General features: G+C 64.5%; 14 protein-coding genes. 3 read left to right on the forward strand and 11 right to left on the reverse strand.

What is annotated here, in order from left to right:
* Nucleotides 1–25: 25 nt before the first annotated feature.
* The 5 genes from FFS60_RS22135 to FFS60_RS22155 all read right to left on the reverse strand — a co-directional run bounded on the left by FFS60_RS22135 (nucleotide 26) and on the right by FFS60_RS22155 (nucleotide 3,898).
* Nucleotides 26–469, reverse strand: a complete 444-nt coding sequence (locus FFS60_RS22135; RefSeq protein ID WP_137823162.1) for a nuclear transport factor 2 family protein — start codon at nucleotides 467–469, stop codon at nucleotides 26–28.
* A gap of 122 nt (nucleotides 470–591) precedes the next feature.
* The gene (locus FFS60_RS22140) at nucleotides 592–1,815 is read right to left on the reverse strand and encodes an RNA polymerase sigma factor (RefSeq protein ID WP_028626426.1); all 1,224 of its coding nucleotides are present in this window, start codon (nucleotides 1,813–1,815) and stop codon (nucleotides 592–594) included.
* 31 nt (nucleotides 1,816–1,846) lie between these two features.
* Nucleotides 1,847–2,224 carry a YciI family protein gene (locus FFS60_RS22145; protein WP_028626425.1) on the reverse strand — a complete coding sequence of 126 codons (378 nt, stop codon included), beginning with the start codon at nucleotides 2,222–2,224 and terminating at the stop codon, nucleotides 1,847–1,849.
* A gap of 190 nt (nucleotides 2,225–2,414) precedes the next feature.
* On the reverse strand, nucleotides 2,415–2,942 hold the full coding sequence (locus FFS60_RS22150; RefSeq protein WP_028626424.1) for an SRPBCC family protein: 528 nt from the start codon (nucleotides 2,940–2,942) through the stop codon (nucleotides 2,415–2,417).
* 62 nt (nucleotides 2,943–3,004) lie between these two features.
* Nucleotides 3,005–3,898, reverse strand: a complete 894-nt coding sequence (locus FFS60_RS22155) for a LysR family transcriptional regulator (protein ID WP_256658125.1) — start codon at nucleotides 3,896–3,898, stop codon at nucleotides 3,005–3,007.
* Nucleotides 3,899–3,998: 100 nt separating this feature from the next.
* Here FFS60_RS22155 and FFS60_RS22160 point away from each other — a divergent pair, with 100 nt between their 5' ends.
* Both FFS60_RS22160 and FFS60_RS22165 read left to right on the forward strand, forming a co-directional pair.
* Nucleotides 3,999–4,697 (forward strand): CTP synthase, encoded by a 699-nt coding sequence (locus tag FFS60_RS22160; RefSeq protein WP_137823164.1) that lies wholly within the window; start codon nucleotides 3,999–4,001, stop codon nucleotides 4,695–4,697.
* Complete coding sequence (locus tag FFS60_RS22165) at nucleotides 4,694–5,014, forward strand: antibiotic biosynthesis monooxygenase (protein WP_137823165.1); 321 nt, start codon at nucleotides 4,694–4,696, stop codon at nucleotides 5,012–5,014. The genes FFS60_RS22160 and FFS60_RS22165 overlap by 4 nt, the downstream gene beginning before the upstream one ends.
* Before the next feature lie 144 nt (nucleotides 5,015–5,158).
* Here FFS60_RS22165 and FFS60_RS22170 read toward each other — a convergent pair whose 3' ends face one another.
* The 4 genes from FFS60_RS22170 to FFS60_RS22190 form a co-directional block, all read right to left on the reverse strand.
* The gene (locus FFS60_RS22170) at nucleotides 5,159–6,472 is read right to left on the reverse strand and encodes an OprO/OprP family phosphate-selective porin (RefSeq protein ID WP_137823166.1); all 1,314 of its coding nucleotides are present in this window, start codon (nucleotides 6,470–6,472) and stop codon (nucleotides 5,159–5,161) included.
* A 431-nt stretch (nucleotides 6,473–6,903) separates the two neighbouring features.
* Entirely contained in the window at nucleotides 6,904–7,137 is a 234-nt protein-coding gene (locus FFS60_RS22180) for a zf-HC2 domain-containing protein (protein ID WP_028626419.1), read from the reverse strand.
* Complete coding sequence (locus FFS60_RS22185; RefSeq protein ID WP_137823167.1) at nucleotides 7,131–7,742, reverse strand: RNA polymerase sigma factor; 612 nt, start codon at nucleotides 7,740–7,742, stop codon at nucleotides 7,131–7,133. The genes FFS60_RS22180 and FFS60_RS22185 overlap by 7 nt, the downstream gene beginning before the upstream one ends.
* Nucleotides 7,742–8,863, reverse strand: a complete 1,122-nt coding sequence (locus FFS60_RS22190; protein WP_028626417.1) for a beta-ketoacyl-ACP synthase III — start codon at nucleotides 8,861–8,863, stop codon at nucleotides 7,742–7,744. The genes FFS60_RS22185 and FFS60_RS22190 overlap by 1 nt, the downstream gene beginning before the upstream one ends.
* Nucleotides 8,864–9,455: 592 nt before the next feature.
* On the opposite strand from FFS60_RS22190, the gene FFS60_RS22195 reads away from it, so the two are divergent.
* The gene (locus tag FFS60_RS22195; protein ID WP_028626416.1) at nucleotides 9,456–9,890 is read left to right on the forward strand and encodes an HIT family protein; all 435 of its coding nucleotides are present in this window, start codon (nucleotides 9,456–9,458) and stop codon (nucleotides 9,888–9,890) included.
* A gap of 87 nt (nucleotides 9,891–9,977) precedes the next feature.
* Here the strand turns inward: FFS60_RS22195 and FFS60_RS22200 are convergent, their stop codons facing one another.
* Nucleotides 9,978–10,511, reverse strand: a complete 534-nt coding sequence (locus FFS60_RS22200) for a DUF3087 domain-containing protein (protein ID WP_028626415.1) — start codon at nucleotides 10,509–10,511, stop codon at nucleotides 9,978–9,980.
* Complete coding sequence (hrpA, locus tag FFS60_RS22205; RefSeq protein ID WP_137823168.1) at nucleotides 10,511–14,515, reverse strand: ATP-dependent RNA helicase HrpA; 4,005 nt, start codon at nucleotides 14,513–14,515, stop codon at nucleotides 10,511–10,513. Before hrpA ends, FFS60_RS22200 begins: the two co-directional genes overlap by 1 nt.
* Nucleotides 14,516–14,862: the final 347 nt, after the last annotated feature.

A 14,862-nucleotide genomic window follows, 5' to 3' on the forward strand; every position in this document is an offset into this window, starting at 1 on the left:
GGCATGATGCCCCGTCGCGTCCGGGTCAGGGCTGGAGGTCGAACAGCGCTTTGCCGCTTTCCATGTCGAAGGGCGCGGAGAAATGCTCGTGGACGATCTTCCAGTGCCCGCCGCGTTTGACGTAGCACTGGGTACCGCGCATCCAGCTGGTCTTCACCTCGCCGTCCTGCTCGCCGCCGCAGCGGACCAGGCAATGCAGGAAGGCGACGCTGGTGTCGGCATGGATAGTCGGATCGGCCGGTTCGAAGATTCCGTCGCCGCCGCACATCTCCGTGCAAAAACGCCAATGCTGCCCGTAGGCCTGGAGGCCCTTGAATTGCAGCTTGAGGATGGCATCGAAGGCGATCACGTCATCGGCATAGCAGGCCAGGATGGCAACCACATCCTTTGCGCGGGCCGCCTTCAGCCACTGGTTGAAGACTTCGTGCACTTCCAGTTCGGCGGTAGCCTTGAGGGTTTCGCTGCTCATGGTGCATCTCCTCGGGTTCCGGTAAGGGGTTCCGCCGAGCGCGCTGCCGGCGGACTCTCGCTTAGTCGTGGGCCGCTGCCCTGCTTCGACACCACTCCGGTCAAGGCCGACGAGCGGTGCCCTCAACGCTCCAGTTCACGCAGGCGCTTCTCGATGAAGCGTCGCTCGGGTTCCTGGCGCGCCAGCGCCAGGGCACTGCGATAGGCCGCCTGCGCGTCGGCCTTGCGCCCGAGGCGGCGACAGAGGTCAGCACGGGCGGCATGGGCCAGGTGGTAGTCATTCAGCTCGCCAGCCTCAAGCAGCGCATCCACCTCAACCAAGCCCGCTTCGGGGCCATCACGCATGGCGATGGCCACGGCTCGGTTGAGTGCCACCACGGGCGACTGCACCAGGCGCTGCAGCACGTCGTAGAGGCCCACGATCTGCCCCCAGTCGGTGCGCGCGGCATCCGCAGCCTGGGCATGTACGGCGGCGATGGCAGCCTGAAGGGCATAGACACCGACGCGCCGGCTGGCCAGGGCCTGGGTCACCAGGGCAAGTCCCTCGGCGATCTGCGCCCGATCCCACAGGCTGCGGTCCTGGTCGTCCAGCAGTATCAGCTCGCCATCCTCGGTCGCGCGGGCGGCGCGGCGCGAGTCGTGCAGCAGCATGAGCGCGAGCAGGCCCATGACTTCCGGGTCCGGCAGCAGTTCGAGAAGCAGCCGCGCCAGGCGAATGGCTTCGGCGGACAGGTCGGTACGGATCAGCGAATCGCCGGAGGACGCCGAATAGCCCTCGTTGAAGACCAGGTAGATGACCCGCAGGACGTTTTCCAGCCGCTCCGGCAACTCGGCGAGGGCCGGCACCTGATAGGGAATGCGCGCGTCGCGGATTTTCGCCTTGGCGCGGACAATGCGCTGGGCAATGGTGGACGGGCTGCTGAGGAAGGCGCGGGCGATTTCCTCGGTCTTCAGGTCGCAGACCTCGCGCAGGGTCAGCGGCACCTGGGCGTCAGCCGGCAGTGCCGGGTGACAGCAGGTGAAGATCAGCCGCAGGCGGTCGTCCTCCACATCCTCACCCTCTTCGAAGGCGCTGGCGGCCTCCTCCAGCTCATCCACCAGGTGGCGCTTCGAGGCATCGAAACGGGCGCGTCGGCGCAGGCTGTCGATGGCCTTGAAGCGCCCCGCCGACACCAGCCAGGCGCGCGGGTTGGCCGGCATGCCATCCCGGGGCCACTGCTGCACGGCGGCGATGAAGGCGTCGTGCAGGGCTTCCTCGGCCAGGTCGAAATCCCCCAGCAGGCGAATCAGGGTGGCCAGCACGCGACGCGAGTCGCTGCGGTAGATCGCCTCGACCCGCTGGCGCAGTTCAGCCTCGTCCATCAGGCCCTCCGTGTCTTCACGAGGCGGCACCCAGCGTGGGTCGCACCTCAGGCTCGCGTACCGGACGCACCTCGATGCAGCCCAGGCGTCCCGGCGGAATCCTGGAGGCAATCTGCAGGGCTTCGTTGAGGTCACGCGCCTCGATCAGATAGAAGCCGCCGAGTTGCTCCTTGGTTTCAGCGAAGGGGCCGTCGGTCATGGATACGCGCCCGCCCTGCATGCGCAGGGTGGTGGCGGTGCGCACCGACTCCAGGGCATTGGACGCCAGGTAGTGGCCGCTGGCGGTGAGCTGCTCGGTGTAGTCGATGCATTCGCCGGCGATGGCCTGGTAATCGGCATCGGTCAGGGTGGCGAGCTTGGCTTCCTCGATATAGATCAGGCACAGGTATTTCATGGTGGGTTCCTCGGGTGGCTGCAGGGTACTGACACCCATTGGTCGTTCGGCCGCGACGGGAATCGACAAGGCCGATGGAAATTTCCGTTCTTCGTCAGAATGGACCGCTACAGGTTTTCGTCGCCGAAAGAGGAAGGATAGCCGCGAGAATCCGCCCGGCCCGCCCAGGGGCCGAGCGGTTCGTAGCAGACTATTTCTCGGCGGCGGCCTTGAGGTTGATCAGGCCCTGATCGAACTTGCTGCCGACCATGTCATCCATGTCGAAGAACACCTGCATCAGCCGGTGCGTATAGGGCGAAGGCCCGTACATGGCCCAGGTGACCTGGGTGCTGCCATTCTGTGGCTGCAAGGTGAATTCGGCCGTGTTGTGGGCCTCGAAGGGCATCTGGAAGTCCAGCTTGATCTCCACCTTCGATGCCGGCTCACTCCGGGTGATCTCCATGCTACCGGTGCCCACCTCGTTATTGCCCTGCCAGGCATAGACCGCGCCCACACCCTCCTTCGGGCCGCTGTAACTGCGCTTGAGCGCCGGATCGATCTTCTCCCAGGGTGACCAGGCCTTCCACTGGTGCAGGTCGTTGATCAGGGGGAAGACCTTTTCCGGCGGCGCGGCAATGGTGGTCGTGCGTTCGATGCGGAAGCGATCCGGGCTGATCGCGGCGTACCCCAGCACGCCGACTATCGCGACAACGATGATGGCAACGATGGCTTTGAACATGGCGCCCTCCAGGGGCTTGCAGACGGGTGGGCTGGCACTTGGGCAGTACAGCTTGAACAAGGTTAGCCGCTCTGCGCGGCGGTGCCCGCTAGCGTGATATGGCGCGCCAGTTCCTCGAACAGGGTGGTAACCGAACGCAGGGCTCGGCAGTCCGGCCGGGTCAGCAGCCAGAGCGCGCTGGCGCAGCCAGACAGGTCGGTTTCCAGGACCTGCAGGCCCGGCTCGCCACGTACCAGGAATTCCGGCAGCGCCGCCACGCCGAGGCCGGCGCGCACCAGTTGCGCCACCGACAGCATGCTGTTGCAACGGTAGGCTGGCTGCACCTCGGGGTGACGCTGGCGGCGCCAGACCAGGCTGGGGTGGTTGGGCAGGAAATCGTCCGGGGCAATCCAGCTCATTCGCGCCGGGTCGCGCTCCGGCAAGCGCGCCAGGTAACTGTCCGCCGCGCAGAGTACGTAAGGCACAGGGCCCAGGCAGCGGCCCACCAGATGACCGGGCGGCGCGGTGGTCAGACGCAGGGCGACATCGGCGTCGCGGCGGCTGAGGTTGGCGAAATCGTTGGAGGTGGTCAGCTCCAGTTCCAGTGCGGGATAGGCCGGCATGAAACGGGCCAGGGCGGGCAGCAGCAGACCATGGAGCACGGCATCCGTGCAGGTCAGGCGCAGGGTGCCGCTGACAGCCTCGCGCCCCTGCTCCAGCCCCAGACGCGCGGCCTCGAGCGCCCGCTCCGCCAACTCGGCCTGCTGCGCCAGCAGTTGTGCCGCCGCATTGGGCAGGTAGCCGGCGCGGCTCTTCTCGAACAGCACGCTGCCCAATGCCTGCTCCAGGCGACGCAGGGAACGGAACACGGTGGAGACATCCACCTTGAGCTGCTCGGCGGCCCGCGCCAGGGTGCCGCCGCGAACCAGCGCCAAGACCAAAGCCAGGTCGGCGTGGTCGATGCTGTATTGCGTCACTGCAATCCCACCTTGCCAATTCGCCAATATTGATTGCTTAGACGCAACTATATAGTTCGCCTGAACGGGTGCAAGCCGTGCCCGGCATGGGAGGACAGAGATGAAGCAACTGCGCATCGGCCTGATCGGCGACAGGGACGACGGCATCACCGCACACCGCGCCATTCCACGCGCCCTGGAGCTCGCCGCGCAGGCCACAGGCCGCGCGCTGGACGGTGTCTGGCTGGCCACCGAGCGCCTCGGCGAAGCCCGCCTGGACGAGTACCACGGCCTTTGGTGCGTCCCGGGCAGCCCCTACCGCGACACCGAGGGCGTACTGCAGGCCATCGCCCATACGCGGCGCAATGCCCAGCCCTTTCTCGGTACCTGTGGTGGCTTCCAGCACGCACTGTTGGAGCATGCGCGCCATGTGCTGGGCTGGACCGACGCGGAACACGCCGAAAACTCGCCCGATGCACCGCGCGCGGTGATCAGTCCCCTGCCCTGCGCCTTGCGCGAAACCCTGGAACGGGTGCAGTTGCTGCCCGGCTCGAAACTGGCCCAAGCCTATGGCGCGCATGAAGCGTTCGAGGGCTACTTCTGTGGCTACGGCCTCAATCCCGACTTCCGCGAAGCACTCACCCAGGGGCCACTGAAGGTTGCCGCCACCGATGCCCTTGGCGCCGTGAGGGCGGTGGAGCTGGACGGCCATCCCTTCTTCGTGGCCACGCTGTTCCAACCGGAGCGCGCCGCACTGATCGGCCGCCTGCCGCCGCTGGTACGCGCCTTCGTCAACGCCTGCCAGGAGAACGCCCGATGATTGTCCGCACACCCGAGCCACCCTACTACGCAGTGATCTTCACCTCCCTGCGCAGCGAGACGGAACAGGATTACGCCGCCACTGCCGAGCGCATGCTGGAGCTGGCCCGCGACCAGCCAGGCTTCCTGGGCGTGGAATCCGCGCGGGGCAGCGATGGGCTGGGGATCACGGTGTCCTACTGGCGTAGCGAAGAGGAAATTCGCACCTGGCGGACCCAGGCGGAACACCGTGAAGCGCAGCGGCGTGGCCGCGAACAGTGGTACCGGGCGTTTCGCACGCGGGTGGCGTATGTCGAGCGGGAATACGGGAAGGATTGAGGTCGAGGGGTAGTCGGGGACGAGATATTTAGACTGGATTGGCAATTGAGTAGCGGCCAATGCCCTCCCCGACAATCTGCAAAGCTCATAAAAAAACCCCGCCAGATGGCGGGGTTCAATCAAAGGAGCAAAACCCGTGTCTTCTTAGAACACGTATTGAGCACGGAAGACCATGCCGTCGCCGTCGTCGTCGCCAACCGAGTTGGTGGCGTTGTCCACTTTGCTCGTGACGTAGTAGCCGCTGAGCTTGACGGCTTCGTTGGCGTACCAGTTCACACCCATGTTGTGCACCTTGGCTTCGACGTCGTCGATGGTGGCGAAGGCGCCGTTGTCGTCTTCAGCGCTGATGTTGTCGTAGCGGTAGAACACTTCCCAGGCGCCGATCTGCTTGTTGGACGGCTTGATCTTGTCGAACTTGCCGAGTTTGTAGTCGCGGGCTTCGCCGGTCAGGGTGTAAGCAACCTGCACGTAGTAACCGTCGGCGTCGATGTCTTCACGGTTGGCAGCCTTGGCTTCAACTTCGCGCTTGAGGTATTCGCTCTGGATGGAGAACGGACCCGCGGCGAAGGCGGCTTCCAGGCCAACGGTGCTGTCGTTGTCGTAAGCACCGACCGGGGTGTTGTTGGCACCGGCCAGAACCAGACGGTTGCCGTTGGTGCCGGCGTCCTGACCACCTTCGGTGCTCACGCCGCGGATGCCCAGACGGCTGCGGATACGACCATCGAAGGAAGTGTCTTGCAGGTCGCGGGTCGCGTAGTTCACGCCGAAGTGCAGGACTTTGCCGGCTTCGTGCATGGGGGCGAATACACCGCGCAGGTTGAACTGCTTGACGCTGTCACCGTCTTCGTCACGGTTGGTGGCGTCGTTGGCCATGAGGCCGGCGGAACCGTAGACGGAAGCACCGAAGGTGCCGGAAACCTGTACGCCCATGCCACCGTTGTGGTTGTTCACGTAGTCGGCCAGGTCATACGCAGAGGTACGTTCCTGGGCGGTGACCCACTTGGAGCTGGTGGCCTTTTCCAGGCCGAAGTCGGGGTCGAAGCGGCCCATTTTGATCACGACCGGCTGGAAGCCGATGTAGGCGATGGAGGCTTCGTCGAAGTAGCCGTCGTCGCCCTTGGCATCACCACCGGCGTTGTGGGAGAAGTCGTAGTTGATCTGGTAGGCCCAGTCGGAGAAGGCGACACCGCCCAGTTCCAGGAAGGCGCGGCGGAAGTAACCGGCGTCGGCGGTGTCGCCGTTCACGGTGTAGAAACCGTCGAAGCGGCTGTAGTCAGCCTGCAGACGACCACCCAGTTTGAAGCTGAAAGCCTTGTCGGTGGTGCCGACTTCCAGGCCGCCTTTGGTCTTGACGACGATATCGGCGCCGTCGGTAGTAACGGTACCGGCGAAAGCCTGGGCGGAAATGGCCAGGGCCATGGCGCTGGCGGCAAAACCGGCGAAGTGCTTACGGATCATCGAAGGGTTCCCCTATTGGTCTTTAGCGTTAGAAAACACGAGAGCATCTGGGCTCGTCGGTGCTGGAGGGGAATCTTGGCGGCGGGTTATTTCAGCTCAGTTGCTTCTATATAAATATTTTGTGACAACGGAACTTTTTTACTTCGAATTTTCATAAGCAACGAGACGCTCTGGAACGGGCCTTTCAGCCAATTTCAGTGGTTTCTTTGCAGTAGATGACGCTGAAAACAGCGGGTTGCGGAAATCGCGATTCGCGACTACCCGCTCTGATCGAACGATCGAAAGGCCTAGGTTTTGTAGGAAAAGTCGTCGAGCGAAGGTCAGGCAAGGCGAAGTCGGCCGAAGAAGCGCAGTTTACGTGTTGTAAATGAGCATTCTGAGGCTGACTTCAACGCAGCATCACCGATGCGCAGGCACTTTTCGTGCAAAGCCTAGAGGGAGTCGCGGCGTTTCTGCGCCAGGTGCACGGCCAGGTCATCCACTTCGGCACCCTGGCTTTCGGGCATAAGGCGGACAACGGCCTGGGTCAGCTTCATCTGCTTGATGAAGCGCCGGCAATTGCGGCAGAGCATCAGGTGACGGCGCACGGCCATGCGCTCACGGAAGTTCAACTCGCCATCGAGCAGGCCGCTGGAGCGGGCAACCAGTTCCTTGCACGTCAGCATTGGCCTGTCTCCTCGAAATGTTCCAGCGTGGCGAACAGCTTCAGGCGTCCGCGATGTAGCAGCACCCGGACATTGGAGAGCGATAGCTCCAATAAATTACAGATCTCTTCCAACTCGAGCCCCTGACGCTCACGCAGCAGCACCACACTGCGCTGCATCTCCGACAGGCCGAGCAGGGTCTTTTCCAGGCACTCGCGCAGTTCCTCTTCGGTCAACAGGGCCTCGGGCGAGTCTTGATGCCAGGCGGGAACCGTGGCGGCCCAGTGGCCGTCCTCGGAAAATCGCGCTTCATCCACCGTCCCGTGGGGTGCGGGCAGGTCGTCGAGCAGGACTTCACGTCGGCTTTGCCTGAGCCGGCTGCGGGCGGTGTTGGCGACGATGGTCAGCAGCCAGGTCTTGAGGCTGGAGCGCTGCTGGAAGCCGTCCAGGTTGCGCACCACGGCCAACCAGGCGTCCTGCACGACTTCGTCGGCGAGACGCGAGCCAACGATGGCGTAGGCGACCGCGCGCATGGCGCCCTGATAGGCGCCAATCAGCTCGCGATAGGCGCCCTGCTCCCCGGCAAGCAGCCGGGGCAGCAGGTCAGCGTCGGCCGGGTGGTTCATCAGTGCTTGCGCAGGATCACGCTACCGATGGAGTAACCGGCACCGAAGGAGCTGAGCACACCGAGCGCGCCGCTGGGCAGGTCGTCCTGGTGCTTGTGGAAGGCGATCACCGAGCCGGCGGAGCTGGTGTTGGCATAGGTGTCGAGGATCACCGGCGCTTCGCTCGGCTCGGCATCACGGCCCAGCAGCTTGCGGGCGATCAGCAGGTTCATGTTGAGGTTGGCCTGGTGCAACCAGAAACGCTTCACGTCGCCGACATTGAGTTTGTTCTCGCCCAGGTGGGCGGCGATCAGCTCGGCGACCATCGGGCAGACGTCCTTGAATACCTTGCGGCCTTCCTGGACGAACAGCTTGTCGCGGGTACCCACACCCTCTTCGGCGGCGCGGTTGAGGAAGCCGAAGTTGTTGCGGATGTTGTTGGAGAACTGGGTCAGCAGCTTGGTGCCGACTACGTCGAACTGGTGCCTGGAGGTGGCCTGGTCGGCACGTTCGATGATCACGGCGGTCGCGGCATCACCGAAGATGAAGTGGCTGTCGCGATCGCGGAAATTCAGGTGGCCGGTGCAGATTTCCGGGTTGACCATCAGGATGGCGCGAGCCTGGCCGGTCTGTACGGCGTTGGTAGCGGCCTGGATGCCGAACGTCGCCGAGGAGCAGGCGACGTTCATGTCGTAGCCGAAACCATTGATGCCCAGGGCGGCCTGCACTTCGATGGCCACGGCCGGATAGGCGCGCTGCAGGTTGGAGCAGGCGACGATCACACCATCGATATCGGCTGGCGTCTTGCCGGCGCGTTCCAAGGCCTGCTTGGCCGCGGCCACGGACATCTCGCACAGGATGCCCCACTCGTCGTTGGAGCGCTCAGGGATGCGCGGCACCATGCGCTTGGGATCGAGGATACCGTCCTTGTCCACCACGAAACGGCTCTTGATGCCGGACGCCTTCTCGATGAAAGCCACGCTGGATTCGGCCAGGGGCTCCATCTCGCCACGCTCGATGGCGGCGGCGTTTTCGGCATTGAACGCCTGCACGTAGGCATTGAAGGACTCCACCAGCTCTTCATTGGAGATGCTGTTGGGTGGGGTGTACAGGCCGGTGCCACTGATCACGACGTTGTGCACGGTCGATCCTCTCGATACTGGGCCGCTCGCGCGAACGGCCGGTTCAGGCAGTCAGCCACCGGCCCAGGCGGCCGGCAGCGGAAAATGGTCGTCCCGCAACGCGGGAAGGAACAGCAAACAGGGTGGAGGCCACAACACGAACATCCTTTGCCGTGCCCCGCCGACGCCCTTGGCGCCAGTCAGCGATCTCGCCGGAATTCTCTTGGCGGGTGCCCCACTTTCTTATCCAGATGCGAAGGGTAACGCCAGAAACGACGGCTGGCGACGGGGACTTTCGCCAAATCATCGGCGAAGTGACGAGAATAATCGGTCAGTTTGCGACCTTGAGGTGGCAAAGCGTAGCAACGCCTTGCCCGGCGAGGAGGGACGCCGTGACCAGGGCTCGCTCGGACTGGCTGCTGACATTGAGCGGGCAACTCTCCTGCGCCCCTGCCTGCGGGTCCTGGATGCTCGGGGGCGCGTAGCTGCTGGCCGAGAAAGACACAGCCCGGACGCGGGCCGGCCGGAGTTCGAACCGGGTTGGTGGGGTTTTCTGCCGCCGCTGCGAAGGGTAAGGTGCACGGCTCTCGCAACCGGCAAATGGAGCGCCTCGATGAGCTTGCACGGCACCTATGACCCGCAGAACGTCTTCGCCCAGATCATTCGCGGCGAAGCCCCCTGCTACAAACTCTTTGAGGACGACGACGTGCTCGCCTTCCTCGACATCTTCCCGCAGTCCTTCGGCCACACCCTGGTCATTCCCAAGCGCTCCGCTGCGCGCAACATCCTGGATATCGAGACCGATGCCCTGGCCAAGGTCATGGCCGTGGTGCAACGGTTGACCCATGTGCTGGTGAAGGAACTGGAACCCGCCGGCGTTCAGGTGGCGCAGTTCAACGGTGCGCCCGCGGGCCAGACCGTTTTCCATATCCACATGCACATCGTGCCGCGCTTCGAAGGTGAGTCGCTGGGCATCCACGCCAGCAAGAAGGCTGACCCGGCGGAGCTGGAAGCGCTGCAGGCACGCCTGCTGAAACATCTGCAGTAATCACCTGCGGAGCCATTGCAGCCCTGCATGGGTGGATCGGTGAAGCGTGATCCGCCCATGCAGGAACTTACTCCGAGCAGGCCGTATTCAGTTGCCGTATCCCTTCACCGCCTCCAGCCAGGCTGGTTCGAGGCGGTTCTGCTCGACCTCCAGCCCTTGCGCTTCCATCGCTTCGCGGTGCTGGTCGATCTCGCGTACATGGTGGTTGAGGTCGGCGCTGTTGCCGTCCAGTTGGTGCATCTGGGTCAGGCCCAGGTGATAGAAGCGCAGCAGCTTCATCGCCGCGGGATCACCGGCCGCCACGCCCGCCTTGACCTTGTGCATGACATTGGTAACGCGCATCAGGCTGCGCTTGAGCTGCCAGCCGTAGACCGCCGGCGCCATCCAGGGCCGCGGCCACAACTGGATGCGCACCACGCCGACGGTGAGCGCCAGCCCGGCCAGCACGCCGATCAGGTTCCAGCGGAAATTGTCACCGCCGGGCGTACCGAACGCCTTCACGCAGAAGGTGGAAAGCAGCAGCGCCAGGGCAATGAACAGGCCGGCGACCACCAGGGTGATGCGACGGGTCTGCTGGCGGTAGAGCTCAGGGCTCATGGGGCGGATCTCGAAGGGGCTCATCAGGCTTCTACCTGGCTCCATTGTTTGTTGAGACGTTTGTCGGAAACCGGCATGCGCGTTCCGAGTTGCTGGGCGAACAGCGAGACGCGGTATTCCTCCAGCATCCAGCGGTAGAGCACCAGCTCGGGGTCACGCTTGCCTTCCTGGGCATGCTTGGCCAGGCGCGCCCGGTATTGCTCCCAGTAGCCGGCGATCTCGCCCGACCAGACGCGGTCACGCTGCAACTGCGCGGCGATCTTGTCGAAGCGCTGTTCGATGGCCTTGAGGTAACGCGGCAGCTCCTTCAGCCATTCCGCCGGCGTTTCCCGGACGAACCCCGGATAGACCAGGTTGGCCAGCTGCGCCTTGATGTCGTTCAGCGCCACTGCCTGGGCCAGGTCGATGCGGCCCTTGAAGCGTTTCTGCAGGCCATGCCAGAGCTTGAGGATTTCCAGGGTCAACCGCGCCAGGCGCTCGGCATGTTCGGCCCAGGCGCCTCGCTTCTTCTCGGCCAGTGAGGCCAGGGCCGCGCCGTCACGGGGCAGGCTGGCTTCGCCGTCAAGGATGCAGCTGTCCAGGCTGGCCAGGAGGATGTCCTCTACCAGCGCATCCACACGCCCCATGTCGCGGTACAGCAGGCCCAGGTCAGTGAGGCCGGGCAGCTTGCCGCGAAGGAACTTGGCGGTTTCCGCCAGTTGCTGCAGCAGCAAGCGTTGCAGGGCACGGCGGTGCTGCCATTCGGCTTCGGCCTGGGTCGGGAAGCGGCTTTCCTTGACGCTGCCGCCCTCCTCCACCAACGCCGGGTACACAGTCATGGAAAGGCCGGCGACCTTCTGCTGGGTCTTTTCCGCGACCTGGGCAAAGCCCTTGGCTTCCACCGGCTTCTGCTCTTTCTGCGCCTGCGGGATGGCGAGCGCCGCCTGACTGGCTTCGGCAAAACGGGCGGTGATCTCGACCAGATCGCGGCCTTCGCCGAGGAACTTGCCGCGGGCGTCCACCACTTCCAGGTTCATCTTCAGGTGGCTTTCCAGTTGGGCAGCGGCCTCGACCCAGGCTTCCTCGGGCACGCGGGCCCCAGTCATGCGCTGCAGCTCGCGGCCGAGGGACTCGGGCAGCGAGCCCTGTGCGAACACCAGCTTGGCCAATGCTGCCTTGACGAAATCCGGCACCGGCACGAAGTTCTTGCGGATGGCCTTGGGCAGGTTGCGCACCAGGGCCACGCACTTGGCTTCCAGCAGGCCCGGCACCAGCCATTCCAGGCGCTCCGGCGGCAGTTGCGGCAACAGCGGCGCCGGCACTCGCAGGGTCACGCCATCGCGTGGGTGGCCCGGTTCGAAGTGATAGGACAGCGGCAGCTCCAGCTCACCCAGGTGCAGCGTGTCCGGGTACTGCGCGGCGGTGACTTCGCTGGCTTCGCGGGCCAGCACGTCTTCCTCGCGCATGATCAGCAGGTCGGGCGTGTTCGTCCGCTCCCGCTCATACCACTTCTCGAAGGTCGCGGTCTGGTAGATATCCGCCGGCAGGCGCGCTGCATAGTAGGCGAAGAGGGTTTCCTCATCGGCCAGGATGTCGCGACGGCGCGCCTTGGCTTCCAGTTCGTCGAGCCTCTCCAGAAGTTGGCGATTAGCGGAAAGGCATTTCGCCCGGCTTTGGATTTCGCCACGCACCAACCCCTCGCGGATGAACAGCTCGCGGGAGACCTCCGGGTCCACCGGGCCGTAATGCACGGCGCGACGACCGACGATGATCAGGCCATAGAGGGTGATCTGTTCATAGGCCACTACCTGCCCGCGGCGCTTCTCCCAGTGGGGCTCCAGGTGGTTCTTCTTGACCAGGTGGCCGGCCAGGGGCTCCAGCCAGTCCGGTTCGATCTTCGCCACCATGCGCGCGAACAGCTTGGTGGTTTCCACCAGTTCGGCGGCCATGATCCATTGCGGGCGCTTCTTCGCGATGGCGGTGCCGGGGTGAATCCAGAAGCGCCGTTGGCGCGCACCCAGGTAGTCGCCGTCTTCGGTTTTCTGGCCGATCTGGCTCAGCAGGCCGCAGAGGATGGCCTTGTGCACCTTGGCGTAATCGATGCTGCGCTCGGCCGCCTCGCCGCTCTTGTGGGAGCCAGCCTGCTGGCGAACGCCCGGCGCGTTCTGCCGTTCGCCAGCAAGCTGGCTCCTACCTTTACCGGATTCCGGGAAGAGCTTCAGCTCGCGGCAGATCAGCACCAGTTGGCGGTGGGCGTCACGCCATTCGCGCAGGCGCAGGTAGTTGAGGAAGTTCTTCCGGCACCAGGAACGCAAGGCATTGGAGCCCAATGCCTGGCGCTGTTCCTCGAAGCCGCGCCAGAGGTTGATCAGCGCCGCGAAGTCGGAGTCCACGTCCTTCCACTGCGCATGGGCCTGGTCGGCTGCCTGTTGGCGCTCGATCGGACGCTCGCGCGGGTCCTGCACCGACAGCGCAGCGGCCACGATCAGGACTTCGTCGAGGCTGCCCTGGCGCGCGCCTTCCAGCACCATCCGGCCCAGGCGCGGGTCGATGGGCAGGCGCGCAAGCTGGCGACCGATGGGGGTGAGCTGGCTCTCGCGATTGACTGCCGAAAGCTCCTGCAGCAGCGTGAAACCGTCCTTGATCGCCTTGCCGTCTGGCGGCTCGATGAAGGGGAAGGCCTCGATATCGCCCAGGCGCAGGTGCAGCATCTGCAGGATCACCGCCGCCAGGTTGGTGCGCAGGATCTCCGGATCGGTGAAGGTCGGGCGGGAGAGGAAGTCGTCCTCGCTATAGAGGCGCACACAGATGCCCGGCTCGACCCGGCCGCAACGGCCCTTGCGCTGGTTGGCGCTGGCCTGGGATACCGCTTCCACCGGCAGGCGCTGGACTTTCGCGCGGTAGCTGTAGCGGCTGATGCGCGCCGTACCGCTGTCGATCACGTAGCGAATGCCCGGCACCGTCAGGGAGGTTTCCGCGACGTTGGTGGAAAGAACGATCTTGCGGCCCGCCATGGGCTGGAAGATTTTCTGCTGCTCGGCCGGAGTCAGCCGCGCGTACAGCGGCAGTACCTCGGTGTGGCGCAGGTTGGCCTTGCGCAGCACGTCGGCGCAGTCGCGGATTTCCCGCTCGCCGGGGAGGAATACCAGCACGTCGCCGGGACGCTTGCTCACTTCACGTTCGTGAGCGGCGATCTCGTCCAGGGCTCGGAGGATGCCCTGGTCCACGGAAAGGTCATCGAACAGTGCTTCACCATCCTCGTCCACCTCGGCGGCCAGCGGCCGGTACCAGGTGTCCACCGGGTAGGTCCGGCCGGAGACTTCAATAATGGGCGCGTCGTTGAAGTGCTTGGAAAAGCGCTCGAGGTCGATGGTCGCGGAGGTGATGATCAGCTTGAGGTCGGGCCTGCGCGGCAACAGCGTCTTGAGGTAGCCGAGGAGGAAGTCGATGTTCAGGCTGCGCTCGTGGGCCTCGTCGACGATGATCGTGTCGTAGCGTTCGAGGAAGCGGTCGTGCTGGGTTTCCGCCAGTAGGATACCGTCGGTCATCAGTTTGATCAGGCTGCGCTCGTTGGACTGGTCCTCGAAGCGCACCTGGTAGCCCACCAGTTCGCCCAGCGGGCTGCCGATTTCCTCCGCCACCCGGGTCGCCACGCTGCGTGCCGCCAGCCGACGCGGCTGGGTGTGGCCGATCAGACCGTGGGTACCGCGGCCGATTTCCAGGCAGATCTTCGGCAGCTGGGTGGTCTTGCCCGAGCCGGTCTCGCCAGCAATCACCAGCACCTGGTGCTTTTCCAGCGCCGCCTTGATCTCGTCGCGCTTGGCGGCGATGGGCAGGGCGTCGTCGTAACGCATCACCGGCACGCTGGCGCGCCTGGCCTCGACTCGCGCGATGGACGCCTGGAAGCGCTCGACCCACTGCGCCAACTTGGCGTCATCCGGGTGCTTGCGCAGCTCATGGAGCTGTCGGCGCAGGCGATGCCGGTCGGCACCCATGGCCTGTTCAAGGCGTTTGAGGAGTTGTTCGGGGCTGGGGGATTGCTCGCTCATCGGGTCCGCTGATTCTGCTGTCGTTTTCGGCAAGGGCGGAATTGTCGCAGATTTCCGGCGAGAGCCTGTAGGGCGCCATGCAGTGCGTAGGATGGGTCGGGCGGCGTTCCGCGAGCTTGCGATACCCATCAACCGTGGTCCGCATGGGTTTCGTGCCTCAACCCATCCTACGGCTCTTTCGCGAATGATTTCGCTCACACACTTTTCCGGCCTGAAATGACAAGGCCCCGCGAGTCAGACTGTGTGAAAACCTAGCCGTCTGAGTCGAAGCTGAAGACAATGCCCGTATCGATCGATACGGGCATTGTCGTTTATGGGCTACATCCAGGGAGAGGCGCGCGGTCAGG

Origin of the sequence: Pseudomonas sp. D(2018) (assembly GCF_005502555.1) — a bacterium.
Taxonomy (GTDB): Bacteria; Pseudomonadota; Gammaproteobacteria; order Pseudomonadales; family Pseudomonadaceae; genus Metapseudomonas; species Metapseudomonas resinovorans.

Bases quoted from the DNA above. Each gene is read 5' to 3' on its own strand.
- FFS60_RS22135 (WP_137823162.1), bottom strand. From the start codon at position 469: ATGAGCAGCGAAACCCTCAAGGCTACCGCCGAACTGGAAGTGCACGAA.
- FFS60_RS22145 (WP_028626425.1), bottom strand. From the start codon at position 2,224: ATGAAATACCTGTGCCTGATCTATATCGAGGAAGCCAAGCTCGCCACC.
- FFS60_RS22150 (WP_028626424.1), bottom strand. From the start codon at position 2,942: ATGTTCAAAGCCATCGTTGCCATCATCGTTGTCGCGATAGTCGGCGTG.
- FFS60_RS22160 (WP_137823164.1), top strand. From the start codon at position 3,999: ATGAAGCAACTGCGCATCGGCCTGATCGGCGACAGGGACGACGGCATC.
- FFS60_RS22165 (WP_137823165.1), top strand. From the start codon at position 4,694: ATGATTGTCCGCACACCCGAGCCACCCTACTACGCAGTGATCTTCACC.
- FFS60_RS22170 (WP_137823166.1), bottom strand. From the start codon at position 6,472: ATGATCCGTAAGCACTTCGCCGGTTTTGCCGCCAGCGCCATGGCCCTG.
- FFS60_RS22180 (WP_028626419.1), bottom strand. From the start codon at position 7,137: ATGCTGACGTGCAAGGAACTGGTTGCCCGCTCCAGCGGCCTGCTCGAT.
- FFS60_RS22185 (WP_137823167.1), bottom strand. From the start codon at position 7,742: ATGAACCACCCGGCCGACGCTGACCTGCTGCCCCGGCTGCTTGCCGGG.
- FFS60_RS22195 (WP_028626416.1), top strand. From the start codon at position 9,456: ATGAGCTTGCACGGCACCTATGACCCGCAGAACGTCTTCGCCCAGATC.
- FFS60_RS22200 (WP_028626415.1), bottom strand. From the start codon at position 10,511: ATGAGCCCCTTCGAGATCCGCCCCATGAGCCCTGAGCTCTACCGCCAG.
- hrpA (WP_137823168.1), bottom strand. From the start codon at position 14,515: ATGAGCGAGCAATCCCCCAGCCCCGAACAACTCCTCAAACGCCTTGAA.